The 25477-nt window shown below is 61.2% G+C and carries 22 protein-coding genes; 13 read left to right on the top strand and 9 right to left on the bottom strand.

Annotated elements, in window-relative coordinates; translation table 11 throughout:
• Complete coding sequence (locus tag GM415_RS06305; RefSeq protein ID WP_158946971.1) at positions 1-483, bottom strand: MauE/DoxX family redox-associated membrane protein; 483 nt, start codon at positions 481-483, stop codon at positions 1-3.
• Between the two features lie 303 nt (positions 484-786).
• Between GM415_RS06305 and GM415_RS06300 the strand changes: the two genes are divergently transcribed.
• Together GM415_RS06300 and htpG are read left to right on the top strand one after the other, a co-directional pair.
• Positions 787-1389: a MerR family transcriptional regulator gene (locus tag GM415_RS06300; RefSeq protein WP_158946970.1), complete on the top strand. Its 603-nt coding sequence runs from the start codon at positions 787-789 to the stop codon at positions 1387-1389.
• Between the two features lie 235 nt (positions 1390-1624).
• Positions 1625-3514, top strand: a complete 1890-nt coding sequence (htpG, locus tag GM415_RS06295) for a molecular chaperone HtpG (RefSeq protein WP_158946969.1) — start codon at positions 1625-1627, stop codon at positions 3512-3514.
• Between the two features lie 87 nt (positions 3515-3601).
• On the opposite strand, the gene GM415_RS06290 is transcribed toward htpG, so the two are convergent.
• Entirely contained in the window at positions 3602-4156 is a 555-nt protein-coding gene (locus GM415_RS06290) for a hypothetical protein (protein WP_158946968.1), read from the bottom strand.
• Between the two features lie 11 nt (positions 4157-4167).
• The gene (locus GM415_RS06285; protein ID WP_158946967.1) at positions 4168-4605 is read right to left on the bottom strand and encodes a hypothetical protein; all 438 of its coding nucleotides are present in this window, start codon (positions 4603-4605) and stop codon (positions 4168-4170) included.
• A 148-nt stretch (positions 4606-4753) separates the two neighbouring features.
• On the opposite strand from GM415_RS06285, the gene GM415_RS06280 reads away from it, so the two are divergent.
• The 3 genes from GM415_RS06280 to GM415_RS06270 all read left to right on the top strand — a co-directional run bounded on the left by GM415_RS06280 (position 4754) and on the right by GM415_RS06270 (position 9173).
• Positions 4754-5209, top strand: coding sequence for a hypothetical protein (locus tag GM415_RS06280; protein ID WP_158946966.1), 456 nt, complete (start codon positions 4754-4756; stop codon positions 5207-5209).
• A gap of 32 nt (positions 5210-5241) precedes the next feature.
• Complete coding sequence (locus GM415_RS06275; protein ID WP_158946965.1) at positions 5242-6009, top strand: GGDEF domain-containing protein; 768 nt, start codon at positions 5242-5244, stop codon at positions 6007-6009.
• Between the two features lie 107 nt (positions 6010-6116).
• Positions 6117-9173: a sensor domain-containing diguanylate cyclase gene (locus GM415_RS06270; protein ID WP_158946964.1), complete on the top strand. Its 3057-nt coding sequence runs from the start codon at positions 6117-6119 to the stop codon at positions 9171-9173.
• Positions 9174-9250: 77 nt separating this feature from the next.
• Here the strand turns inward: GM415_RS06270 and GM415_RS06265 are convergent, their stop codons facing one another.
• Positions 9251-9478 carry a flagellar biosynthesis anti-sigma factor FlgM gene (locus GM415_RS06265; protein WP_158946963.1) on the bottom strand — a complete coding sequence of 76 codons (228 nt, stop codon included), beginning with the start codon at positions 9476-9478 and terminating at the stop codon, positions 9251-9253.
• Between the two features lie 377 nt (positions 9479-9855).
• On the opposite strand from GM415_RS06265, the gene GM415_RS06260 reads away from it, so the two are divergent.
• Complete coding sequence (locus tag GM415_RS06260) at positions 9856-11508, top strand: CgeB family protein (protein ID WP_158946962.1); 1653 nt, start codon at positions 9856-9858, stop codon at positions 11506-11508.
• Positions 11509-11584: 76 nt separating this feature from the next.
• Here the strand turns inward: GM415_RS06260 and GM415_RS06255 are convergent, their stop codons facing one another.
• Positions 11585-12247: a PilZ domain-containing protein gene (locus GM415_RS06255; protein ID WP_158946961.1), complete on the bottom strand. Its 663-nt coding sequence runs from the start codon at positions 12245-12247 to the stop codon at positions 11585-11587.
• A gap of 308 nt (positions 12248-12555) precedes the next feature.
• Here GM415_RS06255 and GM415_RS06250 point away from each other — a divergent pair, with 308 nt between their 5' ends.
• The 3 genes from GM415_RS06250 to GM415_RS06240 all read left to right on the top strand — a co-directional run bounded on the left by GM415_RS06250 (position 12556) and on the right by GM415_RS06240 (position 15811).
• Positions 12556-13746: a PhoH family protein gene (locus GM415_RS06250; RefSeq protein WP_158946960.1), complete on the top strand. Its 1191-nt coding sequence runs from the start codon at positions 12556-12558 to the stop codon at positions 13744-13746.
• Positions 13747-13798: 52 nt separating this feature from the next.
• Positions 13799-14905 carry a lytic transglycosylase domain-containing protein gene (locus GM415_RS06245; RefSeq protein ID WP_158946959.1) on the top strand — a complete coding sequence of 369 codons (1107 nt, stop codon included), beginning with the start codon at positions 13799-13801 and terminating at the stop codon, positions 14903-14905.
• Positions 14906-15007: 102 nt separating this feature from the next.
• A complete protein-coding gene (locus tag GM415_RS06240; RefSeq protein ID WP_158946958.1) occupies positions 15008-15811 on the top strand; it encodes a nitroreductase family protein in 804 nt (267 codons plus the stop codon).
• 91 nt (positions 15812-15902) lie between these two features.
• Here GM415_RS06240 and GM415_RS06235 read toward each other — a convergent pair whose 3' ends face one another.
• The 3 genes from GM415_RS06235 to GM415_RS06225 form a co-directional block, all read right to left on the bottom strand.
• Entirely contained in the window at positions 15903-16397 is a 495-nt protein-coding gene (locus GM415_RS06235) for a 3D domain-containing protein (protein WP_158946957.1), read from the bottom strand.
• A 596-nt stretch (positions 16398-16993) separates the two neighbouring features.
• On the bottom strand, positions 16994-18925 hold the full coding sequence (locus GM415_RS06230) for a sensor histidine kinase (RefSeq protein ID WP_158946956.1): 1932 nt from the start codon (positions 18923-18925) through the stop codon (positions 16994-16996).
• Positions 18926-19016: 91 nt separating this feature from the next.
• Positions 19017-19739 carry a substrate-binding periplasmic protein gene (locus GM415_RS06225; RefSeq protein ID WP_158946955.1) on the bottom strand — a complete coding sequence of 241 codons (723 nt, stop codon included), beginning with the start codon at positions 19737-19739 and terminating at the stop codon, positions 19017-19019.
• A gap of 115 nt (positions 19740-19854) precedes the next feature.
• Here GM415_RS06225 and GM415_RS06220 point away from each other — a divergent pair, with 115 nt between their 5' ends.
• The 3 genes from GM415_RS06220 to GM415_RS06210 all read left to right on the top strand — a co-directional run bounded on the left by GM415_RS06220 (position 19855) and on the right by GM415_RS06210 (position 22954).
• Positions 19855-21297, top strand: coding sequence for a HoxN/HupN/NixA family nickel/cobalt transporter (locus GM415_RS06220; protein WP_158946954.1), 1443 nt, complete (start codon positions 19855-19857; stop codon positions 21295-21297).
• Between the two features lie 102 nt (positions 21298-21399).
• A complete protein-coding gene (locus tag GM415_RS06215) occupies positions 21400-22527 on the top strand; it encodes a glycosyltransferase family 4 protein (protein ID WP_158946953.1) in 1128 nt (375 codons plus the stop codon).
• Between the two features lie 82 nt (positions 22528-22609).
• Positions 22610-22954, top strand: coding sequence for an Hpt domain-containing protein (locus GM415_RS06210; protein ID WP_158946952.1), 345 nt, complete (start codon positions 22610-22612; stop codon positions 22952-22954).
• Between the two features lie 75 nt (positions 22955-23029).
• On the opposite strand, the gene GM415_RS06205 is transcribed toward GM415_RS06210, so the two are convergent.
• A complete protein-coding gene (locus GM415_RS06205) occupies positions 23030-23560 on the bottom strand; it encodes an OmpH/Skp family outer membrane protein (protein ID WP_158946951.1) in 531 nt (176 codons plus the stop codon).
• Positions 23561-23841: 281 nt separating this feature from the next.
• Here GM415_RS06205 and GM415_RS06200 point away from each other — a divergent pair, with 281 nt between their 5' ends.
• A complete protein-coding gene (locus GM415_RS06200) occupies positions 23842-25467 on the top strand; it encodes a flagellar hook protein FlgE (protein WP_158946950.1) in 1626 nt (541 codons plus the stop codon).
• The last annotated feature ends 10 nt before the right edge of the window (positions 25468-25477 follow it).

Raw genomic sequence — 25477 nt, 5'->3', positions numbered from 1 at the left:
TCACTCCGTTCTTCTGAAGAGGTTCGAGAGATTGGGCACACGGGCCGCAAAGCCGGCCGCATACCGTTGCCAGTACAGGAACAGGCATGCCGCAAGCAGGCCAACGTCCCGGATCAGGGTGGGCATCAGGTCATGCGACTCCGCCGCGGCGGGGTCGCCGGGTCCGAAGCACCCGCAATCCACGTCCAGTCCCAGGTGGATTCCATAGGCGAGCACGCCGATGAACCCCAACAACTGTGCAACAATCGTCCCCAAACCGCCCCTCAGGTCGAACATCAACGCAAGGCCGGACACGATCTCGACCACAGGCAGCACGCGGGCAATGACCGTGGCCATGCCCCAGGAGACCAGGCCGTAGCCGTCGATGGTCGCCGCCAGTGCGTCGGGATGTCCCGCCTTGGAGATGCCCGCGAAGACGAAAACGCCTCCCACGATCAACCCGATGGCGCGATACACCAATTTGGAATCAAGAATTTTCAGCATACTCCTCCAACCGTCCGGGGACGATAGCCGGGACAGACGGTTTTTGTATATTATGTTTTATGTCAATTGAACAAATAGATAAACTTGATGAGCAAATGACACCGGATAGGGCTCCGGACGCAGTGTTCTCTGTAAAAAGTCTAGAAAAAGTTAAGAATTACGCTCTCCTTCGTGAAGAATGTTCACAACAACGATAACCGACTAAGATATATTGTGAATTAGCTTGTCAATATTGTCATATTGGAGTACTACGACAAAGAACAACAAGGTATGACAACTGCACTAATGGGGGGCTTGACAGCAATGACAGGCAAAAAAGTGCTTTCCGTGGCCGAGATAGCCCGTGAGCTGGATCTGCCGGAGTCCACGGTCCATTACTGGAAAAACCGATTCGCTCAGCACCTGCCGTCCGTGGGCAGGGGGCGGCAGAAGCGGTTCCGTCCCGAGGCAGTCGAGGTCTTCGCGGCCATTTCCCGTCTGCTCAAGGAAGGCCACACGGCGCGCGACGTTATGGACCGGCTGGCCCAGGAATTTCCGCTCCAGGCGGACGCCGTTCCCCGGGAGGGCGACGTGGCGACCCTACCTCGCAACGGCGGCATGGAACCGGCCATGAAAATGGCGGCGGCCATCGGGCTGGAGATCGCCAAATCGGTGGGTGAAGGCATCCGCTCGGTCCTTGCCGCAGAGGCGTCCGGCGGGCCGGAAGTGGGTGACATCAGGGAGGGTCTGGAGCAGGCCGCCCTGCGCATCACGACGACCGTGGAGGAGACCGAGGCCCTGAAAAGCGAAAATGCGGTGCTCAAGGAGAAACTCCGTATCATGGAGGCGGAAATGATCCGCCTCAGAAAGGACCACCGCGAAATGGAAAAGTACCTCCTTGACAAGATCAAAGCCGTGACTACTTAAATTCCCGGCTGGTTGGAATGGCTTCGCCGCATCCGCTCCCGGAGGCGCCGCCGCCTGATGCGGCTCCCGCCCGGTCGGTGGCAAGACCTTCCGAACCGCTACGGGAACGCCCCGCGCTGACGGGGGAAAAATTTCCCTTACACTCTCTATACGCCATTGGAAGACCCGCCGCTCGGCCTGTATGCAGGGGCCGGACGGCGGGCATTCCGTACGCTCACTATCAGGAGGTTTCGCAATGGGTCGCAAGACGACACACAAATTCAAGGCTGAAGTCAGCCAACTGCTCGATATCCTGGTTCATTCCCTGTACACCAACAAGGAAATCTTCCTGCGGGAACTCATCTCCAACGCATCCGACGCACTGGAAAAGGTCCGCTTCAAGGCCACCAGCGAGGGCAGCGAGAACGATGTCGCTCCGGAAATCCGCATCACAGCGGACAAGGACGCGGGCACGGTCACGGTCACGGACACCGGCGTGGGAATGACCCGCGACGAGCTGATGCGCAACATCGGCACCATCGCCCACTCCGGCACCGCCGAACTGACCCGCATGGCCCAGGAAGGCAAGGAGTCTCTAGACGCGCTCATCGGCCGCTTCGGCGTGGGCTTCTATTCCGTCTACATGGTCGCCGACGAGGTCACTGTGACGACCCGCTCCATCGAGCCGGACGCCCAGGCCATCATCTGGACCTCGGACGGCAGGACCGACTACAAGCTCCAGGAGCTGGACGAGGACCTGCCGCGCGGCACCCGCATCGAGGTCAAGCTGAAGGAGGACATGGTCTCCCGCTTCGCCAACGAGGCCGCGCTCAAGAACATCGTCAACAAGCACTCCAACTTCATCAACTTCCCCATTTACGTGGCCGACGAGCGGGTCAACACGGTGACCGCCCTCTGGCGCGAGCCCAAGTTCCAGATCAAGGACAAGCAGTACGCCGAGTTCTATAAATTCCTCACCTACGACTCCGAGGACCCCTTCGACACCCTGCACACGTCCGTGGACGCCCCCGTCCAGTTCAACGCCCTGATGTTCATCCCCAAGTCCGGGGACGACCCGTTCGGCATGGCCCGCGAGCAGCGCGGCCTGGACCTCTACGTCCGCCGGGTGCTGATCGAGAAGCAGAACAAGGACCTGCTCCCCGAGTACCTCGGCTTCGTCAAGGGCGTGGTGGACACCGAGGACCTCCCCCTGAACATCTCCCGCGAGACGCTCCAGGACAACATGCTCATGCGCAAGATCAGCTCCACCCTGGTCAAGCAGGTGCTGGGCAACCTGGAAAAGATGGCCAAGGACAATGCCGACCGCTACGCCGAATTCTGGCAGGCCCACGGCACCCTGTTCAAGGCCGGCTACATGGACTTCCTGAACAAGGACAAATTCGCCAAGCTGGTCCGCTTCAACTCCTCGGCGAGCGAGGACTCCAAGGGGCTGGCCTCTTTCGACGACTACATCTCCCGGGCCAAGGATGAGCAGAAGGAAATCTACTACGCCTTCGGCCCGAGCCGCGAGGCCCTGGGCCTGTCCCCGTACCTGGAGGTCTTCCGCAGGAAGGGCGTGGAGGTCCTCTACCTCTACGAGCCCATCGACGAGTTCGTCATGGACGCCCTGCGCGACTACGAAGGCTACACCCTGACCAGCGCCGAGCACGCTGACATGGCCAAGCTCGACAAGTTCGAGGACCTGGAGAAGAAGGAGGAAGCCGAGGCGCTCACCGAAGAGCAGCAGTCCTCCCTGGACCGGATGATGGCGCGCATCAAGGATGTCCTGGGCGAAGCCGTCACCGAGGTGAAGGCCTCCAGGCGGCTGTCCGACTCCCCTGTCTGCCTGGCCAACCCGGACGGCAACGTGACCAGCTCCATGGACAAGATCATGCGCGTGGTCAGCAAGGACACCTCCATCCCTAAGAAGGTGCTGGAGGTCAACCCGGACCACATCCTGGTGCGCAACATGCTCACCATCTTCGAGCGCGACGAGAACGACCCGTTCATCGATCAGGCCGCCAACCAGCTCTTCGAATCCGCCCTGCTGCTCGAAGGCTACCTGACCGACCCCCACGCCCTGGTGGGCCGAGTCCAGGACCTGCTGACCAAGTCCAGCGGCTGGTACGTGGAAAAAACGAACTAGATCAAGGCCCGGCAAACAGGGCTCACATCCCGAAAAAAAAAGGGCACGGTCGAAATGACCGTGCCCTTTTTCTCGTTTCCGAAGGCGCTACAGGTTCGCGCAGATGGTCGGAACAGCCTCGGCCATGAGCCCGCGCAGGACTTCGGCCATAATGTCGGACGGGGTGCCGTAGCCCGGCACGGCCACGTCTTCCACCTCGCTGGTGAATTTCTCGGTGTGCGCGGGCTGGCCCGGCTTGGTCACGGTAACCCGGACCACGACCTTTCCGGCATAGGTGGTGGTGCCGGTCTGGTTGAGGGTGGCTTCGAGCACCTCGCCGGTGACCAGCGGGGTTTCACCCGGCGTCACGGTGGAGGTGCGGTATTTGACTTCGCAACCGGCAGCCCGGAGCTCGTCGAAGAGAGCCCAGCCCACCCAGTCGGCCACATCGGAAAGCGCGGTGATGGGCGTGCCGTCGCTGTCGGAGCCAAGGCGGGACATCTTGCGCTTGTCTGCAAACTTGAAGATCACGACCTCGCCGGAGCACGGGGTGAGCGTCGGCCCAAGGGCATAGTTCAACTTGATGGCGTTTTCCCGCAGGCAACCGCTGAATGCCAGGGCCAGGAGAACGAGGGCAACGGGGAGGAGATATCGAATGCGCATTGGGACTCCGGTCATATCTCCCGGCCCTCGGGCGCGGGAGCGGGTTTCGTGGTTTGTTCGTCCATTTTCTTTTCCAGCTTGTCCAGGAGCTCCTTGGTCAATTCCATGAGCCGATCCATGCTCTCCCGGGCAAGGGTCTTGGCCTTGTCGTTGAGTTCGTCCAGGGACTGCCCCATGGTCCGATTCTGGTCCATGAGTTCCGACCGCTGTTGCTCCACGGACAGGATATCCCGGATGGAATCCAGGTTCTCCCGCAACAGGCCCAATTCCTTCTTGATTTCCACGTCGCGCGCCTTGGCCTCGTCCTTGAGGGCGGCCAGTTCGGCCTCCATGGCCGCCAGCCGTTTCTCGCGGGCCTCGGGGGACGGCTCGGAGGGACAGCCCGCCAGCAGAAGCCCGGCGGCGAGCGCACAGACCAGGACGACGGTTGCAATAATGTGTTTCTTCATGGGTCCGGATGTAGCACACGCTTATGGTCGCTGACAATCCATTCGGAGGAATCAACCTCTCTGCCCTTGATTTTACAGGACAACTCCGTACAATACGCTAGGTCTGGAGCAGACCGGGCCGCCACCCCCCAGCAGAAGAGAAGGACCGATGACGAAACATATCATGCTATTGGCACTCCTCGGCGTTCTTGTCGCCGGAACCGCCGTGGCCGGCGACTACGCCATGGGCAAGGCCCCCACCTCTTTCCGCGGACTTGCCTGGGGCACCGCGCTGGAAGACGTTCCGGAACTTCTGCCCGTGAAAAAGTCGGGATTCAAGAACACGTATTTTCGCCACGGAGAGTCGCTTTCCTTCGGTGACGCGGCCATCCAGTCCGTGGCATACTATTTCCGCAAGGACAGGCTCTACCGCGTGGGCGTGGCTTTCTCCGGGCGGGCCAATCACTTCCTGATAAAGGAGCGGCTGCTCTCCATGTACGGCCCGGGACGCACCGTGGGCAGCCGCTACGGCTGGATGTGGCCCGAGTTCTCCATCGAAATCGACTATGACGACGACGCTGGTTCCGGCGGGCTCTATTACACCTACGAAGGCAGCATCGAATAATTTCGGGCGGAGGCCCTGCGGGGGATGCGGAGATGGAAACATCCGGCAACAAGATGAAGAAACGGTACTCGATTTTCTACGCCCTGAGCGCAGTGGCCCTGGGCGGAATCCTGCTGGCGGATTTCGGTGTCATATACACCCTCGTGGTCACCCCGCCGGAAGACCCGGCCACGGTCATGAAGTTGGTCTACCTGATCATGATGGCTGGCTTCCTGGTGCTCGCCGCCCAGGCCGTGCTCGTCTTCTCCCGCCTCATCTCCCGTCTCGGTCAGGAGCGCCGCACCGTCGAGACCCTGCAGCAGGAGCTCGACCAGGTTTCCTTTCTGGACGGCCTGACCAAGGTCTACAATCGCTACAAGTTCGAATCCGTGATCAAACGGGAACTGGAGAACGTGCGCCGCTACGCCAACCCCGTCTCGGGGATCATGTTCGATGTGGACAACTTCAAGGCGCTCAACGAAGAGCACGGCTATGCCACGGGTGACAAACTGCTCGCCAACATGGCCCGATTCGTCTCAACAAAGCTCCGCAACACCGACTACGTATTCCGCTGGCGAGGGGGCAAATTCATCATCCTGGCGCCACACGCCGACGTCGACAAGGCGGCCATCATCGCGGAAAAACTCCGACAGATGGTGGGGCACAAACTGTTCGGCGGCAAAATCCGCATGAGTCTCTCCATGGGCGTGGTCCAGGGGCGGGAGGATGACAACATGGAGACCTTCCTGCATCGGATGCAGTCCGCCCTGACCAGGGCCAAGCACCAGGGCCGGAACTGCGTGGTGGTGGCCCGGGATTGAAAAAACATTCCTTAACCGCAGATAAGGGGTTTTCGCGCCTTGGTTTTTGTGTATTATCGAATTCCAGAACCAGAACAGTGCGTTCATAACCGGCGGTCCGGTATTACATGGCGACCTTCAAGGAATTCATAAAACTTTTCGGCGTATTGGCCGTCGCCCTGCTCCTCCTGGGGGCATGGTTTCTCCATTCCCGCAATCAGGCCCATTTCGATCTGCTGGCCGAACGGCAGCAGGCAGAGGTGGACATGATCTCGAGGACCATCTCCCGAGACCTGCTGTCTCACGCCTCGGACGCCCGGTTTCTGGCCCGCCTGACCTCCCGCTACCTGGTCCACGCCCACCAGGCGGTCCTGCGGGACCTTGAGGACTTCTTCGTCGATTTCGGACGCAGCAGGGATTTCTATTTCAGCATCCGATATCTGGACGCTTCCGGCATGGAGCTTGTCCGCGTGGACCGCAGCTACGCAGGACTCATCGTCACGCCCAGAGGGATGCTCCAGGACAAGAAAGAACGCTACTATTTCCAGCAGACCATGACCGCCGGAAAGAACGAGGTCTACATCTCCCGGTTCGACCTGAACGTTGAGCACGGCAAGCTGGAAAAACCGTACCGGCCCACCCTGAGGATAGGGTGCCCGGTTTTCGACGACGCAGGCAGCAGACTCGGAGCCGTGGTGATCAACTTCGAGGGCCGCATGCTGCTCAACGACATTCGACTGCGCGCGGGAACGGGCGAGGGCATGGTCCTCTTCTGCAACGGCGAAGGAAACTGGATGCTAGGTCCGTCCGAGGAAGAGGAGTGGACCCACCTCATCAAGGATAGAGGCAAGGCATCCATGCCCCTGCGCTTTCCCGAAGCGTGGAGCATCATCTCCACAAACCACAAAGCCCAGTTCGCCACGCCGCAAGGATTGTTCACCTTCGACACCATCAAGGTCTCGCCGGGAGAACTCCTGCAGGAAAGCACCGCGCCTGCAGGCCCTCATCTCAAGGGATGGAAAATTCTCACCTGGGTCCCGGCGGAACAGCTCAGCATCACCTGGTCTGCCATGTACATCACCCTGGGCTGCCTCCTCTTCGGCCTGCTCGGCATGGGATGCTGGCAGGTTGCCGACAACCGGACCCACCGGGCAGAGGTCATGAGCCGTCTGCGCGAGAACGAGGAACGGACCATGGCCATCAGCCAGAGCTCCCAGGACGCCATCGCCATGGTCGACAGCCGGGGCGCCATCGTCCACTGGAATCCCGCCGCCGAACGTCTCCTCGGCTACGCCCGGAGCGAAGCCATGGGCAACAAGCTTCACGACCTGCTCACTCCCCCGGAATACCGGGTAAGTGCCGAATCCGGCATGCGCGGCTTCATGGCCACCGGCAGAGGGGATATCCTGAACAAGGTCGTGGAAGTCACCGTTCTGCACAAGGACGGCAGAAGCATCCCCATGGAGCTGGCCGCCTCCTCCTTCAAGTTCAAGGGCGATTGGTACGCGGTGGGCTTCATGCGCGACATCTCCCGGCGCAGAAAGCGGGAACTGGAACTGAGGCGAAGCGAGGAGACCAGCCGGGCGCTGATCAATGCGCCCACCGAAAGCGCCATGCTCATCGAGCTGAGCGGCAGCATCAGGGCCATCAACAAGGTGGGGGCCGAGCGGCTGGGCGGCAGCGTGGACGAACTCCTCGGACAGGACGCCCTGGAACTCATCTCGCCGACCATGGCGGAACAGAGCCGCGAGATGATCAAGCAGATCCGGGAAACCGGAGAGCCTTACACCTTCGAGGAAAAGCTCGGGGACAGGTGGATGCTCGTCAACATTTATCCGGTCAAGGCCCCGGACGGGGTGGTGGACCAGCTGGCCATCTTCATCCGCGACATCACAGAACAGCGCCGGGCAGAGGCCGCCCTGATGGAGTCGGAGCAGCGCTTTAGGGACGTCAGCGAAGCCGTGGGCGAAATCATCTGGGAGACCGACGCCGAGGGCATCCTGACGTTCGTCACCAGTGACATCCAGGCTGTGGGGTACCAGGCCGAGGCGATGCTCGGCAAATCCATGGCCGCCCTGCTCCCAGAAGAAGAAGTGGAGGACTTCATCCATTGGCGAAACGGGGTGTACGGACGCATGGAACCCTTTTCCAATGTGGAGGTCCGCTCCCGCGCAGGAGATGGTCGCGTCGTCTGGCTGGAGATCAGCGGCAGCCCCTATTTTGACCGCGATCAGGTCTTTCAGGGATACCGTGGCGCGGCCATGGATATCACGGAACGCAAGGCATCCGAGATCGCGATCAAGGCCAGTGAGCGCAAGCTCCGTGCCTTGGCGGAATCCGCCTACGACGCCATCGTCATGATCAATGCCCAGGGGCTCGTTTCCTTCTGGAACGGAGCCGCCGAGACCCTGTTCGGTTACACCGAGAACGAAGCCCTGGGGCAGGACGTCCACTCGCTGGTGGTGCCCCCGGAAGACAGAGGGCCTATCGAACAGGGCATGCAGCGGTTCGCCAGGGACGGCGTTGGTCCGGCGGTCGGTGCGGTCACGGAGATGGTGGCCATGCACAAGGATGGCACCCGGTTCGAGGTGGAACGTTCCATCGCCGGTTTTCAATTGGCCGGGGAATGGTATGCCGTGGCAACCATCCGCGACATCACGGAGCGCAAGGCCACCGAGGCCAAGCTTCGGGAACTGGCCACAACGGACAGCCTGACCGGCCTCTACAACCGCCGCCGCTTCATGGAGCTGTGCGAACGGGAGTTCGCCCGTTCGGCCCGCTACGGACGCCCTCTGGCCATGTTCATGCTCGACATCGACCACTTCAAGGACGTCAACGACGAACACGGCCACGACGTAGGCGACCTGGTGCTCCGTTCCCTCTCTGAAATTTCCATCATCGCCCTGCGCAACGCCGACATCCTCGGCAGGCTCGGCGGCGAAGAGTTCGGTGTGCTGCTGCCGGAAACCGATGCCGACGCGGCCCTGGACGTAGCCGAACGGCTCCGCCTCTCCATCGAACGAACCGAAATCAACGCAGGCGCCACCACCCTGCGCATCACCGTCTCCATCGGCGTTTCGGTGCTGGTTCAGGACACCCACTCCATCGGCGAGTTGCTCAAGCGGGCCGATGTGGCCCTGTACGAGGCCAAGCAGACGGGCCGCAACCGCGTGGTCATGGGCTGACCCCTCCACGGACACAACGGCGCGAGGCCGGACCGGAATTTCTCCGGTCCGGCCTCGCGCCGTTGTGTCCGTGCCGCCTACAGGGTCGGGTCCATTGCCGAGGTCAGTAGCCGGGCGATGTCGTGGACATCGGCCTTGTACTCCCCGGATCGCACCTCCTGCTTGAGCCGGGCGATCTTGCGCCTGCGCTCGGCCGCCTCTTCCCGGCGACTCCGCTCCGACTCGGTGGCGTCGAACTCGTCCAGGACGCGTTCGGTCTCTATATCGGCCGCACCAAAAGCGCGGCGCTCGTCATAACCCTTCATTAACCCCTCCCTGGGTTATTGAAGCCAGGGGGAAGGATCTCCCAATCCTTCCCTTATGTCTCCCCTCATCCCGTTACGGCAGCCTTGGCCTGCGTCCCGCAAGCGATTTCTCCCGCAACCCGGAATGGTCTACGGACGGGTGATCATTGCAAGGTCTTCCGTCCGAGGTTGAACCTCTTATCGGACACCCTCCCGCGTTGGCTTAGGGTTGGTGCCAGAAAAAGCCCTTATTTCTTTTTCTCCTTACAAATCAATCCATTATAAAACGCCAGAAACAAGAAGCCCAACCCCCTGAAACTGTTGGGCAACCACTGACACGCTGCCATATAAGCGACAACGCCAATGACAAGCGCGGGCAAAAAAGGGTATGGAACGACATGCCCGACATAAAACGCGCCTGCCTCATCGACCCGCCGCAGCAAGTGCTGATCAACGCCTTCCGGGACCTCGGCTGCAAGGTGCTCCCGCTGCGCACCGGCGACTCTCCCTTTTTCGACCTGGGGCAAGCCCTTGATGAAAACAAGTTCGAACCGGACCTGGTGGTGCAGACCGAAACCCTGGGAAACCGCTCTCTGGTCACAGGCCTGGACCGAGTGGACTGCCCCACGATATTCTGGGCCGTCGACCCGCACCTCAACGCCCACTGGCAGGCGCGGTACGCCCGACTCTTTGATCTGACCTGCTCCACCCAGCGAGGGTGGATGCCCCGACTCTCCGCGCAGGGTGCAGAGGATGTGCGCTGGCTCCCCTGGTATCACCGTGTGGAGGAGTGGACCCCCATGGCCGAGCGGCGATACGACATGGCCTTTGTGGGACGCATTTCCGGCCAGCGCCCGGCGCGGCAGTGGATGGTGGATTTCCTCAAGGAAAAGACACGCGGCTTCCGCCTCGCCCTGGAGCACTCCCTGTCCTATGGCGAGATGATGGCCCTGTACGCCGACTCCCGGATCATCCCCAACGAGTCCATCTTCGGCGAGATCAATTTTCGTTTGTTCGAAGCGGCCTCCTGCGGCTGCCTGGTAGTGAGCCAGGATCTGGGAGACGAACAGGCGGCCCTGTTCGAACCGGGCCGCGAAATGGACACCTACGCCCACGTGGTGGAGTTGGACGAGAAGCTCGCCCGCTATCTGGGCAATGAGCGACTCGTTCAGGCCATGGGGCGCGCCGCCAGGGAACGCCTCCAGGCCGAGCACCTGCCCGAACACCGGGTGCGCACTCTGCTGGAATACGCCGGGGATGCAGCGACTCGGCGGGCTACCGCCAGAGAAGCCGAAACCTGGACCGGCCTGACGGTCGCCGCCATGTGGGAGGCGGACCTCCTCCCCTTGGATGCACCCACCGTCCTGGACCGGCTGGCCGGACTGGAACAGACCGGTGAGGTCCTTGCCGCTGTCCTCCGAGTTCAGGCCAAGGCGGGCATGACCCGGCCCCTGCAGGCCAACGTGCACGCCATTCTCGCGGGAAATCTCTTTCCGGACGACCCTGAGGTGAACCTCGCGGGGTCCCTGGCCGCCCTGCGCCTGGACGGCTTCGACGCGGCCAGGGCCTTCAGACTCCGTCATGTCCGGGCCACGGGAGGACGCATCGAACAAGCGAGCGATCCGGCCGGGCTCCTCACCCTCTGGGCCAAAGACCTGGCACGGCGGGACTTGCTGATCAGGGCAGGGTTCGCCTTTGATTCAACGATTCATCTCCCGGCAACGGCTGGGGAATGTTTAATGACGATTCTGCGCGACAGGCCGGAGCACCTTGAGACGCTCCGGTTGCTCAACACCCTACTCCTTCCGGTCATGGGGCTGGAACAGGCTCGGGTGGGCTTTCTCTCGGTCCTCACCCTGCACGAGCGGGAGGACTGGCGGCTGGCCTTCGAGATCGGCCTGGCGAACCTCAAGTCCTTTCGGCTGGACTCGGGCCTTCAGGAGCTGACTCTGGCCCGCCAACTGGCAGATAAGCAGGGCCAGATCCGACTGTTTAAAAAGGCGCTGGCCGTCCGGGACACTTCCGGATTGCTGGAGAAAAGATTGGGATAGGGAGAGTGAACCGACCTCCCCGTAGGGACACCCCCCACGACGAGGCTATGCGGCCGAGCCGCTGCTGCGGCACCATCTAAAGCCCGGCGAGGGCCTCCATCTGGCGTTCTTCGAGGTCTATGAACAGCAGGCCAAGGCAGACCCTGCCCGTTTCGTCTTCGGACGGTCTTGTCCAGCGCACGCTGGAGTAGATGGGGCGTTGGCAGCCGAAGCCCGTCAGGCAGATATGGAGAAAAGGCTCTCCTTCAAGGGCTTTCTCCGTGCACACGCGGCACCCGCCTGGCGAAATGTCGAAAATCGTGCCCTGACAGGGGACGGCCATGGACGGGTCCTCCTCGCGAGAGAGACGGCAGGCGAGTTCCACTTCGCGGCGCTCGTGGCTGCGTTCCCACTTGCCCTGCGAGGCCTTGAGGTTGCAGAAAAAGGCAGCCGGAGGATCGAGATAGGTGACATGCCCGTTTCTGGCATTGGCGCGGGTCCGGAGCACCGGGAACCGGCTAGCGAGATTGAACAACCTGTCCCGCTCGCGCCGTTTGCCCTTCATGACCTTGTCTATCTCCAGAACCATTCCGGCCACGCGCTCCTGAGCCAGTTGGGAGACCAGCGCTCCCACGTCGTTGACAAAGGCCGGATCGTGACCGCCCCGGCTCAACGTGTCGCCGTAAAGGGAAGGATTGTCTGTCAGTACGAAAACAGTCTTGCCGTCGCCGCCGGATGTGCTCTCGAATTGTGCCTGCATAATTTTTCTCCCAACCAGCTTCATAAGCTGGAGGGAGGGCTCCGTAAACCATGTTATAATTCCCCACCGCTCCTCCCGTGCCAGGCCTCCCGCCCGCGTATCCGGATCGTCACTTTTCCGCCATGACCCCTTTCCGGTTTTGGGGCACGCTACATCTAGACATTTTCACGAAAACTGGTCATTCTCGACCATGAAGACAGAAAATCCTGCTGGAGGTGACGATGAAATTGATTCGCTGATTCCCGGCCACGAGCCGGGAACATCGTAGAAGCACAGGGAATCAACCGCTAACCAACGGACGGGGGATTATGGCCCAGAAGCACTTTGTCCTCGACACCAACGTCCTCATTGAAAACCCGAAATGCATCACGGCCCTGCGCAACGGGGTTGAAAACCAGGTATACATACCCTACACCGTCCTGACCGAGCTGGACGGCCTCAAGAAAGACCCGCGCATCGGGCACATCGTGTCCCAGGCTGTGCGCGCCATCCTCCACGACGAACAGGTCCACATCTTTCCGCCGGACTTCGCGCTCACCCTCACCGACGACGTGATGGACGACCGCATCCTCAAGGAAATACTTCACATGGCCCCGGAAGAGGCCACGCTGATCACCAATGACCGCATCCTTCAGATCAAGGCCAAATGCTACGGCATTCCCAGCGAGGAGTACCGCGACTCCGACCCCTTCCGCTCCGAGTCCCAACGCTACACAGGCTTCGTGGAGGACGACGAGGAGCCGGTCCACAACTGTTTCAAGTGGGAGGCGGGCACGCCTGTCTTCCACGGCCCGGAAGGGCCCAAGCCCATCGCGTACAGTCATGAGATATGGGGAGTGAAGCCACGCTCCGTCTATCAGAACCTGGCCCTGGAGCTGATGCTCCAGGAAGGCGTCGATCTTGTCTCCATCCAGTCCGAGGCCGGCTACGGCAAAACCTTTCTCTCCCTTGCCGCGGCCCTCTACCTGATGCTGGAGCGCAAGGACAATCCATACCGAAAGATCTACCTGGTCAAACCGGTGGTGGAGATCGGGGCCAAGATGGGGTATCTTCCCGGAGACATCGAGGAGAAGATGCTGCCCTACGTCAAATATATCCAGGATCTGCTCATCAAGCTCCACGACATCCGCCCGTGCAACCGCATCTGGGCCGATCCGCAAAGTGAGTCCCTGAAGCTCAACCCCAAGAAATTCGAGGTCCAGCCCGTGGCCTTCATCAGGGGTATGAACATCGAGAACGCCGTGGTCATCGTCGATGAAATGCAGAACCTGTCCCGGGGCGAAACACGCGCCCTGCTCACACGCATGGGTGAAGGGGTCAAGTGCATCTGCCTGGGTGACACCAGACAGGTGGACAACCCGTATCTCAACGAGTCGAACAACGGGCTCAACTGGACTGTGCGCAAGCTCAAGGGCTACAAGAACTACGCACACATGGTCCTCAAGGGCGACCGCTCGCGGGGACCGATCACGGACATCGTCCTGAAGTCGAAACTGTAATCATCATCCCGCGCCGGGCACGGTCCGGCGCGGGAACAAGAGGAACGCACCAGTGCGCACCCGGCGCTTCATCCTCCCGCTCCTGGCGGGTCTCCTGGTTTTGGTCCATTTCACCGCCGTCCGCGCCCAGGACCCGGCCGTGCCGCTGGAGGATTCGCAATTCCCCTCCCTGGAGTCGGCCATCCGCGTCAAAGGGCCGCTGACCTTCTGCGGCGAATTCGTGCCCCTGCATCTGCCCGGCGTGCGCGAAGGGCTGGAAAAGGAGCTGTTGATCATGCTCTGGGACCGAGCCCAGGTGATCCTCTGGCTCAAACGCTCCGCCCGCTACTTTCCCCACATCCGGACCATGCTCGCAAGCGCGGACATGCCGGACGACCTCAAGTACATCGCGGTCATCGAGTCCGCCCTCAAACCCGAGGCGGGTTCCCGCAGGGGGGCGCGCGGCATCTGGCAGTTCATTCCGACGACGGCCCGCAATCACGGCCTGACCGTGAGCAGGTACATTGACGAACGGCGCAACTTCTACCTCGCCACCGCGGCGGCCGTGCGCTACTTCCGCATCCTGCACGAAAGGTTCAACTCCTGGACCCTGGCCTGCGCGGCCTACAACATGGGCGAGGAAGGACTGGAAAAGAGAATGGGTAAGCAGGAGGTCAAGGATTACTACCACCTCGACCTGCCCAGGGAGACCGAACGCTACATCCTCCGCGCCGTGGCGGCCAAACTCATCCTTTCCGACCCGGCCCGTTACGGGTTCCGACTTATTCCAGAGGACTACTACCGGCCGCGCAAGTTCGACCGTGTCCGGCTCAAGCACGGCCACGCCGCCCCTGTGCTCATCGTGGCCAAGGCCGCCGGGACCTACTACAAGACCGTCAAGGAGCTCAATCCCCAGATCCTGAGCGACGTGATTCCGCCCGGAGACAACGTCGTTTTCCTGCCCGAAGGCGCCTCCAAGGGGTTTGCCGAGCGCTACCAGCCGCTCATCGTCCAATACCGGAAGAAACACCGGGGCAAGACCTACACGGTCCGCAAGGGCGACTCCCTGAGCCTGATCGCGGACAAGAACGGCATGCCCCTCTGGAAACTGCTCAAGCTGAACAACCTGGTTCGCAACAGCGTGATCAGGCCCGGCCAGAAGCTGGTGATCATGAAGTAGCGCCAGGAGTGCGGACTTTCCCCCGGCCAAGGATTCGTATACAAGCCCTGACCGGCGAGGCGCCGAATGAGACGCCGCCAAAGACCAATTAGCGAGGCGAGAATGTTTGCGGACAAAGAAATGTGCAAGCGATGCGGAGCATGCCTGTCGGAGTGCCCCTATCAGTTGATCGTGGAGGACAAGGAGGGCTTCCCCAAGCTCCGCCCTGCCGCCAGGAAGACGTGCATCGCCTGCGGGCACTGCGTGGCTGTCTGCCCCACCGGCTCCGCTGTGCTGCCGGAGATGCCGGTAGCCGCCAGCCTCACGCCCGAGCAGTGCGGGAAAATCAGCCGGGACATGCGGATCGCCCCGGAGGAAGCGGACCAGTTCCTGCGCAGCCGCCGCTCAATCCGCTCCTACAAGGACAAGACCGTCCCCGAGGACGTGATCGCCGACATCCTGGCCGTGGCCGGATACGCGCCCAGCGCAAAGAACGGGCAGCCCGCCGATTGGATCGTGACCCGCGACCCGGAGGTTACCCGGGAGCTGGCCGGGCTCACCGTCCGCTTCATGGCCATCAACAACGTCTACCCCGGCCTGATCAAGAACTGGGAAAAGGGCGTGGACAAGATCCTGCACGGCGCGCCGCACGTGGCCCTGGCCCACGCCTCGGACTTCAGCTTTCACCCGGCCGAAGACTGCTCTCTGGCCGCCGCATACCTTGAGCTGGCCGCCCACGCGCGTGGCATCGGCGCCTGCTGGGCCGGTTTCCTGATGGAGGCGGCCCAGGGCTGCCAGGCACTGCGCGACAAGCTCGACCTGCCCGAGGGGCACTCCGTGCACGCCGCCCTCATGTTCGGCTACCCGAAATTCCGCTACCAGCGCATCCCTCGGAGAAAGGACATATCGCTCCGCTGGCTGGATTAGCCTTGGTAAGTCAAGACGACACCACCGTTATCCAGACGAAAAAAGGCGCGCTCCAGGGGAGCGCGCCTTTTTCATTTGTCTATGGATGGAACTAGATTTCGAGCAGGGCTGCCTTGATGTTCTTCTTTCCGAACTGGCGGGCCTGGTCCTCGTCCCACATGAAGATGTCTATGCGCTGGGTGTAGCGCTTGTTCATCAGGTCGTTGATCTCGAAAATGCCGAGGCCTTCGATGCGGACCTTGCGTCCGAAAACCCACCCCTGGTCGAAGAGGTCGCGGGACACGGCGATGGTGCCCTGGCGGACCTTGCGCATGGATGCGGCGATAAGCGGGTCGGAATCGGTCTGGTCCACGGCCGGATTATAGGCCGTGACTGTAACGGTGCGCACCGGGGGCGCGGATACGGCCTTCTGCAACAGGCGGACCTCCTCGACCATGCGCTTGCGGGCCTCGGCGGTCTGCTCGACCAGCGCCAGCTTATGCTCAAGGCTGTCGATCTCCTGCTGCTTCACGACCACGACCACGGCCATGAGCACCAGGACGGCGCAGACAATGGGCATGAATGTGTAGTCAAACAATATTCGCATTAAGAATTATTCTCCTGCTTCATTTTGGTAGCGACCCATGTAATGGCGGTTTCCAGCCTTGTCAACTTTTTTGCATTTTCGTAACAATCTCCAAGCGTCAGCAGCATAACTAAATGATTTTATAAGTTTTATTTTTATAGTTTACAATAATTGAACCGAATAATGGGATGCCACTATGCTGAATTCCCTTCCTATTTTTTCGGAGAAAAAAACTGCATTTTATCCATTATGAATCATAGGAAAGCACCTTGAATTTTGGCCCTGGCCACCATAGAGGCACTCGTCCATATGCAAATCAGGCAAGAAATCAGCCACGATAGACATACGCCCCGCAGGAGCGATCAAGGGGTTAGCAAGGTCGGACTAAAAAGGGGTGCGAACGTCTGCGGAAGAGGATTCGGCCTGAGAGAAACGGCCGCCCAAAGCGCGTTAGGAAGAATCGCTGCGCCGTAAATCCGACCTTTCATATGTATAGGGTGGCAAAAAGGCAAAAGACCAGAAACCACTGTGAGGACCTCGTAGAGGGCCATTTCCCTGACAACGCAACCGATCAAATCACGTCCGGGCGGAGTTGCGGGACAGGAGTCGACGATCCTCTAGGAGGACGTGGGAATGGTGAAGATGAAGGTGGAGCCCTTGCCCAGTTCGGATTCGACCCAAATTCGGCCGCCGTAGTGCTCCACGATCTCGCGGCAGATGGTCAGCCCCAGGCCCGTGCCCTTGGGCTTGTCTTCCATGGTGTCGCTTCGGGTCTGATGGAACTTCTCGAAGATCTGGGCCTGATCGTCGGCATGAATGCCGAACCCGGTGTCCTCCACCTCCACGCGCACCTGGCCGAAGCGGGGGAAGGCACGCACGGTGACCGTGCCCGTGGTTGTGAACTTGACCGCGTTGTTGAGCAGATTGATGAGCACCTGCTGCAAACGGTCCGGATCGGCCACAATGGAAGGCAGGCCCTGCTCGACCTCCGTAGTCAGGCGCAAATCCGAGTTTTCCGCGAACATGCCCGCCACGGACTGGACCGCCACCTCCACGATGTCGGCCATGTCGAGCAGCTCGTCGCGCCATCCCATGCGTCCGGATTCGATCTTGTTCAGATCAAGGACATCGTTGATCAGGCGGGTCAGGCGCTCTCCTTCATGACTGATGATGGAGAGATTCTCCTGAATGCGCTGGCCCTTGCCCAGCAGCTTCTGGTTGTCACCGGCCAGGGGCAGGAAGTTCCTGCCGAATTCCCTGTGCAGCAATTTGGAAAAACCGAGAATGGAGGTGAGCGGCGTACGCAGTTCATGGGAGACCGAAGAAAGGAACGCGGATTTCATTTCGTCGAGTTCACGCAGACGCTGGTTGGCGTCCTCCAGCTCGCGGGCCTTGTTGACCAGGTCCTCGGTGCGCTCCCGGACCAGCTGCTCCAGGTGGCGGTTGAGTTCGGCCAGGTCATGTTCGGCCTTTTTCCTGTCGCTGATGTCCTCGAGGATGCCCTCGATGAAAACCAGTTCGCCGGCGTCGTTGTAGATGGCGCGTGCGTTGAGCGACCCCCAGATGGCCTTGCCGTCGCGGCGGTAGTACTCCGCCTCGAACCGCTTGACTTCGCCCTCCTCGCGCACCTCCTCGTAGAAGTGCTGCATGGAATCAGGATTGACCATGATCCGCGAGCCAAGGGAACGGACGCTGGCCAGGAACTCGTCCAGGGAGTCGTAGCCGAAGATGCGGGCCATGGCCGGGTTCGCCCGGCGCAGGACTCCGTCAGGCGTGGCCTGGAAGATGCCCTCGATGGCGTTCTCGAAAATGCCCCGGTACTTCTCCTCGGCTTCCTGCAACGTCTTGTTCATGGTCTGGAGCTTTTTCTCGCGCGCCTCGATCTCGGCGGACATGCGCCTGAATCGTTTGGCGATCTCCAGCAGCTCCGCGTGATAGACCTCGCCGAATTCATAGGAGAAATCGCCCTTGGCGACCCTGGCAATCCCCTGTTGGAGGACGTGCAGAGGCTTGTTCAGGAAGACGCGCAGCAACAGGCCGGTGATGGCGAGGATGACGGAAATGGCGACCACGATGATCATCGAGGAGACGAACATCTGCTCGTTGAGCCGCTTCTTGTCCTTGGCCAGGGTGAAGTCTATTTCGGCACGGCCGATGGTACGGCCTTCGAAGACGATGGAGCGGACCTTGCTGAAGTCCGCCTGGGTACCGGAAAATTTTTCGTGGGCAAAGACCACTTCATTGCGGGAGCCATAAATGCGGATGCCCTGGACCATGTCGTCGTGGGTGTAGACGGATCCGATAAGGCGGGCGTTGTCGTAATCGAGGTTCCAGATGGGTACGGCCAGGATTTCCGCCACCGAAGTGATCGTGTCCTCGCCTTTTTCCTCGGCGGTCTTCCACATCTCCTCGGTCTGGCGCCAGTAGATGTACGCGCCCATAGCCGTGGCCACGACCAGAACGATGACCACCAGACTGAACGTCAAATCCCGCGAGATGGAGCGGCTGGAAAAGAGAGGGCGCTTGTATTTTTGGCTATCTGGCTGCATTCAGTGATCCAAACGGTTCCCGTCAACTACTGGCGCATTTCACAACATTACTGCCTATCTCTACACAAACACCAAGCCGGTGTCACCCTCGTTATTTTCGATAATTCCGTACAATCTCCGAAAGTCTCCCGCTATCCATCAGACGTTGCCTGGCTTCGGCCAGACGGCGACGCATCTCCGGCCCGGTCTTGTCGCTGACAAACAACGCCGCACGCAGTACGGAGAGTTGCAAGGGACGCCCGAGCGCCCGCCTGGGGAGGCCGAGCCGCTCGGCTGCGGCGATAAGGCCCAGCCTGGGCCCCAGCGCAAAATCCACCCTGCGCGCCACAAGCAGCTTGAGGCTCTGGACATAATTTTCCGTCGCGTAAACGATCATGCCGTTCTTCCGCGAGATCCGCTCGTCATAGCGCGCCCCGCGCACCTGGGCCAAACGCTTGCCCCGAACATCCTGCAGGGATTCGAGCCGCACTCCGGCCCGGCCGAGGATGACCACTTCCATTTCCATCACGTCGCCCAGGTTTTTGGCATGCTGCTCGATTTCCGGCCCGGGGAGCATGAGCACCATGTCACAGCTACCCGTTTCAACCTCGCGCATGCCCCGAGTCACACTGACCAGGGTTTCCTCGACCTCGTACCCCGCGTCTTCGGCGATGGCCTGTCCCAACTCGTGCGCGAGTCCCGCGATCCGATTCCCCTTGAGGAAGCCGAACGGCGGCAGTGACAGGGTCACCAGGCGCAGGCTCTGCGCTTCAGCCGGACTCCCGGCAAGCAACAACACCCAGGCCAGGCAGAGAATGGCGGTGTATCGTCTCATTTTACCTAACCAAGAAAAATTCCTATTAGATTTAACTTTAGGCCCAATCTCGCCCGTTGACAAGCGCACGCCAATATCCCTTGCCATCCCCCTTGCGCTGCCGTACATCCCCCGGATGACAGCCCGCTGCCTGACCCTCTTACTGCTTTGGGTGACGCTCCTATCCGCTGCCCCTTCCGTCTCCGCCCATCCGCACGTTTATGTGGACGCCTCCCTGACCTTCCACATCGACGAAAGCGGCCTGCGCTCCATGGAAGAGCGCTGGCTGTTCGACGAGATCTTCACCAACGCCATCCTCGCCGACGTGGACCTGACCGCCGAAACCCTGGCTTTGACTTCCGGCCAGGAGACCATCAAAAAAGGGGCGTTCGCCTACCTGGCCAACTACGGCTACTTCACCTTCATCGAAAACGGCGGCAAACGCATCCCGATCACCGAAGTCACGAACTTCAGGGCATCTCTGTCCGATGGCCGCCTGGTTTATGAATTCTCCGTCCCTATAGGGCTCCCCTTCGACCAGGTGAAGGACTTCCGCGCCGCAGTATTCGACAAGGACTACTACACGGACATCCTGCTGGTGAAGGAAGCACTCCGCTTCAAGGTGGACGGCGGGGCGCAGGTCTCGCACACGGTGCTTCCGGCCAAGGACCAGAAATACTGGCAGTTCATCGTGCCCGAGGCGGTACACCTGTCCCTTTCCGCATCCCCGGGCGGTGCTACGGATCTCCCCGCAGTGGCAGACGCCGGAGCACCCGGCCTCATGGAGCGGCTCATGTCCCTGGTCCGCACCGTGCAAAAGGAGCTGACCCTCAGGCTCAACGGCCTGGGCATGGACATCAAGGCCGATCCCCTGGGCTCCGCCCTCTGGCTCTTTCTCGGCCTCTCGTTTCTCTACGGCGTGGTCCACGCGGTGGGGCCGGGGCACGGCAAGACGGTTGTCTGTTCGTACTTCCTGGCCAACCCCGGCTCCCTGTGGACCGGCGCGCTGATGGGCAACGCCATCACCTTCGCGCACATGGGCTCGGCAGCGGCGGCGGTCACCGTGGCCTACCTGATCTTCTCCACGGGCATGGGCGGCTTTGCCGAGGCGTCACGCGCACTCCAGCCCGCCAGTTACGGGCTGCTTGCGCTCATGGGGCTTGTCCTCTTCGCCAAGGCCGTGCTGGACGTGATCCGGGGCAGGGGCGCAGCGTCGAACGGCTGCTCCCCGGAAGGAGAGGCCGCGGAGGAGAGGCCGGATACGCGCAAAGTCCTCACGGTTGCCCTGATTACCGGACTGGTCCCCTGTCCCGGCGCGGCAGTGATCCTCGCCTTCTCCATCGGCCAGAACATTCTCCCGGCGGGGATTGCGGCCCTTGTGGTCATGGCCGCGGGCATGGGGCTGACCACGACCCTCTTCGCCTGGGGAGCCGTGGCCGCACGCTCCGCCACCCTCGGCGCGACCCGAACCAACCGGACCGCCTTCCGCGTCCTGCGCGCCGGTCTTTCCCTGTGCGGGGCGGCAGCCATCGCAATCTTCGGCGCGGTCCTGTTCGCGGGCAGCACCGGCTGGCACTAAAAGATTCCCCGGCAACAATCCCGTGACGGAGCACCCGGAGCGGGGGCGCTCTCGCGGCTGTGGTCATTTACCTTATATAATGATAGGCAACGACCCATCACCATGAAGATTCTGCACGTCATCACAGGCCTCGACGTGGGGGGCGCGGAAACCATGCTCTACAGGCTGTGCTCCGGCATGAACCCGAACCGCTTCGAATCCAGAGTGGTCAGCCTCATTCCCCCCGGACCTGTTGGCGAGCAGCTCTCGGGTGCGGGCATCGAGGTGGACTCCCTGGACATGCGCCGGGGCGTGCCGTCTCCGGCGGGCCTGTTCAAACTGGTGCGGCTGATCCGCTCCTGGCGTCCGGACCTGATCCAGACATGGCTCTACCACGCCGACCTGGCCGGACTGATGGCCGCGAAGCTGGCCTTCCCTCTGGGCGGCGGCCCCAAGGTCGCCTGGAATATCCGCTGCTCCTACATGGCCCTTGAGGAGTACCGGCGGCTGACCGGCCTGACGCTGAGAGCCTGCGCGGCCCTCTCCGGCCTGCCGGACCTGATCCTGACCAACTCCCACGACGCGAAACGATTCCATCAGGAACTGGGATACCATCCCAAACGATTCGAAGTCGTGCACAACGGCTTCGACATCGACCGGTTCAAACCGGACCCGGCAGCGCGCGAGGAAGTACGGCGGGAGCTGTCTGTCGACTCCGACAGCCTGATCATAGGCCAGGTGGCGCGCTTCGACCCCATGAAGGACCACCAAACCATGATTCGCGCCGCGGCAGCGGTGCAGTCCGACAGGGAGACGGTCTTTGTCTTCGCCGGGCGGGGCATGGACCACGATAACCTGGACCTGGCCACATGGCTCGCCGAATCCGGACTCGACCCAGCACGGGTGCGCCTGCTGGGTGAACGGGCCGACGTGCCCCGGCTCATGGCGGCCATGGACATTCACGTATCCTCATCCCTGGGCGAAAGTTTTCCGGGCGCGGTGGGCGAGGCCATGGCCTGCGGCGTCCCCAACGTGGTCACCGACGTGGGCGATGCCGCTCTGCTGGCGGGAGAGACCGGGGTGACCGTGCCTCCGGGTGACCCGGCGGCGCTGGCGACGGCCCTTTCCCGGTTGGCTGCCCTGGAGCCGGGAGCGCTCCGCACCATGGGTCAGGCGGCGCGTTTACGCATCGCCGAACGTTTTTCCCTCTCTGCCATGGTGGAATGCTACGAACGGATTTATGCCGCCTGAGCATTCGAAGCGTTATTATACTTTCATTAGCGCTAAGGGGATGTTAGGAATTGGTTACTGGTACCAATAAGGAGAAGAGCCCATGACGCAAAGCATTTTCGACCTGAAAAACTTCCTGAGGAGCCTGGCGGACGACGATGAGTTGGCCCGGGAGCTGTTGGCCGCGTTCATGGAGGACAGTCCGGTGAGGACCGCGTCTTTGAGAGAGGCGCTGGCAAACGATGACGCGGGCGAAGCCGCCAAGATGGCGCACTCGCTCAAGGGCATGTGCGGAGTGATCCGCTCCGACGCACTGGTTTCCCTGGCTCTGGCCATGGAGATATCGGCAAAGGACGAAAACCTCGACGCCACCCGGGAGCATTTCAGCCGCTTCAGCGACCTGCTCGACACCGCCCACGACGAGATGAACGACTACATCAACAGTTGATCCCGCATCCATTCCGCACAATAAAAGGGCCGCCGGCAATGTCGACGGCCCTTTTATTGTGCGGAATGGATGAAACTATTCCTTGCCTTCCTTGGTCTCGTTACCGGCGGGCTCTTCCTTTTCGGCAGCAGCCTTGGCCGGGGGAGTGAAGTCGATCTCCACCGCGTTCATGGCGGCCACCACGTCGTCGGTGACGTCAATGGTGGAGGAAGCGGAAACCACCGACTCCTTGGACAGGATAACGGTCAGTCCCTTCTGTTCGCGGTAGGTGTCGAGCACCTCGTTCAGCTTGGCGTCGATGAGCTCCACGAGGCGACGTTCCTCGCCGCGCATGACGTTCTGGAGTTCGCCCATGGCGGCTTTGTAGGCAGCCACGTTCTCCTCGGTCTGTTCCTTCTGCATTTGCTTGTAGGCGGCCTCCGCCTTTTCCTGAAGGGGAGCGCCCAGCTCCTGAAGATAGGCCATAGCCTTGCTGGCAGCCTGGTTCTTCTGGAAAACGGCGGCTTCGTCCACCACCCCGATGGTGACGCCGGGCTTCTGGTCACATCCGGCAAGAATCATGAGGCTGATCAACGCTGCGCCGAGCAGGGTCAAGGTCCGTTGCATATTCGGTATCTCCGTTGTTTCTGGTTTGCGTCAGGCCTTTTTCAAGTGGCGCAACCCTACCCATGGTTGGTGCACATGGCAAGGAGAATACCGTTCTTGCCGGTCCGATGGCATGTTTTTCCACCAATTTGCCTTCATTACCCCTCAGGATCATGTGTCTTTTTGCATGGCACACCCCTTGCTTCTGTTCTCTGCGAGAAGGAATCGGGGAATTTTTTTCCGGGATTGGTCTCCCGGTCGTTTCCCAGCCACATCCGGCAGCAGCCGGATCGGAGGACAGTATGAGTTTCGGTAGTCTATATGTGGGCGCTACGGGCGTCATCGCACATGGAGACAGGATGCAGGTTGTTGGCAACAACCTCGCCAATCTCTCCACCGTCGGGTACAAGAAGGCGGATGCCCAGTTCACCGACCTTTTAAGCCAACAGATGTCATCGGGGGGGGCGTCCTACGAAAGCGGAGCCTACTCCTTCAGCCAGATCGGCATGGGCGTGGGCGTGGGCGAGATCCGCAACGTCTTTCAGGAAGGCGGACTGGAGAGTTCCAACACGGTCACCGACATGGCCATCACGGGCAACGGCTTCTTCGGGGTCCGCAAGGTCACCGGCAGCGAGGTGACGACCGGCCCGTCCCACTTTACCCGGGCCGGGGATTTCCGGTTCAATAACGAGGCCTACCTGGTGGACCCGCACGACTACCGTCTGCAGGGATACGCCATCGACCGCGACACGGGAGAGGTCTCCACCACGGTGTCCGACATCCAGCTTCCTTACGACGACGTGGTCATCGACGGCCAGGAGCTGCGCATGGTCCGCTCCGAGCCCAAGGTCACCACCAGCCTGGAGATGGTTACCACACTGGACGCCCTGGCCACCGACCTGCACACCAGCGAAACCAATCCCTTCTTCGCCATGCTCGAAAGCTACGACGGCAGCCTGAGCAACGCGGGATCGCCCTTCGGGGACAACAATCCATCCTATTCCTCCAGCCTGGCCGTGTACGATGAGGACGGCAACGAGCGGGACCTGACCATCTACTTCGACCCGGTGGCAGCCTCGACCATATCCAACGCCACCAACGGATACACCTATTGGGAATATCTCATCGCCCTGCCCCCCACTGCAGACGGATCTGCCGCCTACGGCACCTCGGCGGGCGGCCTGGCCGGCATCGGGGTAATGACCTTCGACGGCTCCGGCCAGTTGGTCAACCACTCCGCGTACAGCCTGAACCTGACCAGCGGCGCAAGCGGCAAGAGCCTGACTTCATGGGAGGCAGCCTCCTTCAGCGAAGAGGGAGTGCCGCAGTTCGATTTCACCTTCGGCAGCAATGGCTCGGCCATAGGCAACGTGCAAAGCATATCCTACGACTTCGGCATCAGCTCCTCGTCTTCGTCCTGGGTTGGCTCCGCAGCCGGAAGCGCGGCCGATGTGGGCCTCAACGCAAGCAGCCTGGTCTCACTCCAGAGCATGGACCGCGACGTCCGCTCCTCCACCAGTTACGACTCGGGATCGGCAACGCTGTACCAGATCCAGGACGGCTACACCTGGGGCTACCTCCAGAACACCAGCCTCTCCCGCGAGGGCGTGCTCAGCGGCTATTTCTCCAACGGGCAGACCGAGGACTTCTACCAGGTGGCCCTCTACCGCTTCAACAGCGAGTGGGGGCTGCGGCGGGACGGCAACAACAACTTCGTGGCCACCGAGGCCTCTGGAGCGGCCATAGCCGGGACCGCCGACGTCGACGGCCGGGGCACCATCCAGGGGAGCACCCTGGAGATGTCCAACGTGGACATGGCCGAGGAGTTCGCCAAGATGATTCTTACCCAACGCGGTTATCAGGCCAACACCAAGATCATCACCACGTCCGACTCCCTGCTGAACACGACCATCAGCATCAAGCGATAGTTCCGCTCCG

Origin of the sequence: Pseudodesulfovibrio cashew (assembly GCF_009762795.1) — a bacterium.
GTDB lineage: Bacteria > Desulfobacterota > Desulfovibrionia > Desulfovibrionales > Desulfovibrionaceae > Pseudodesulfovibrio > Pseudodesulfovibrio cashew.
Note: the sequence above shows the minus strand (reverse complement) of the source record. Positions and strands in the feature narration are given on the sequence as shown.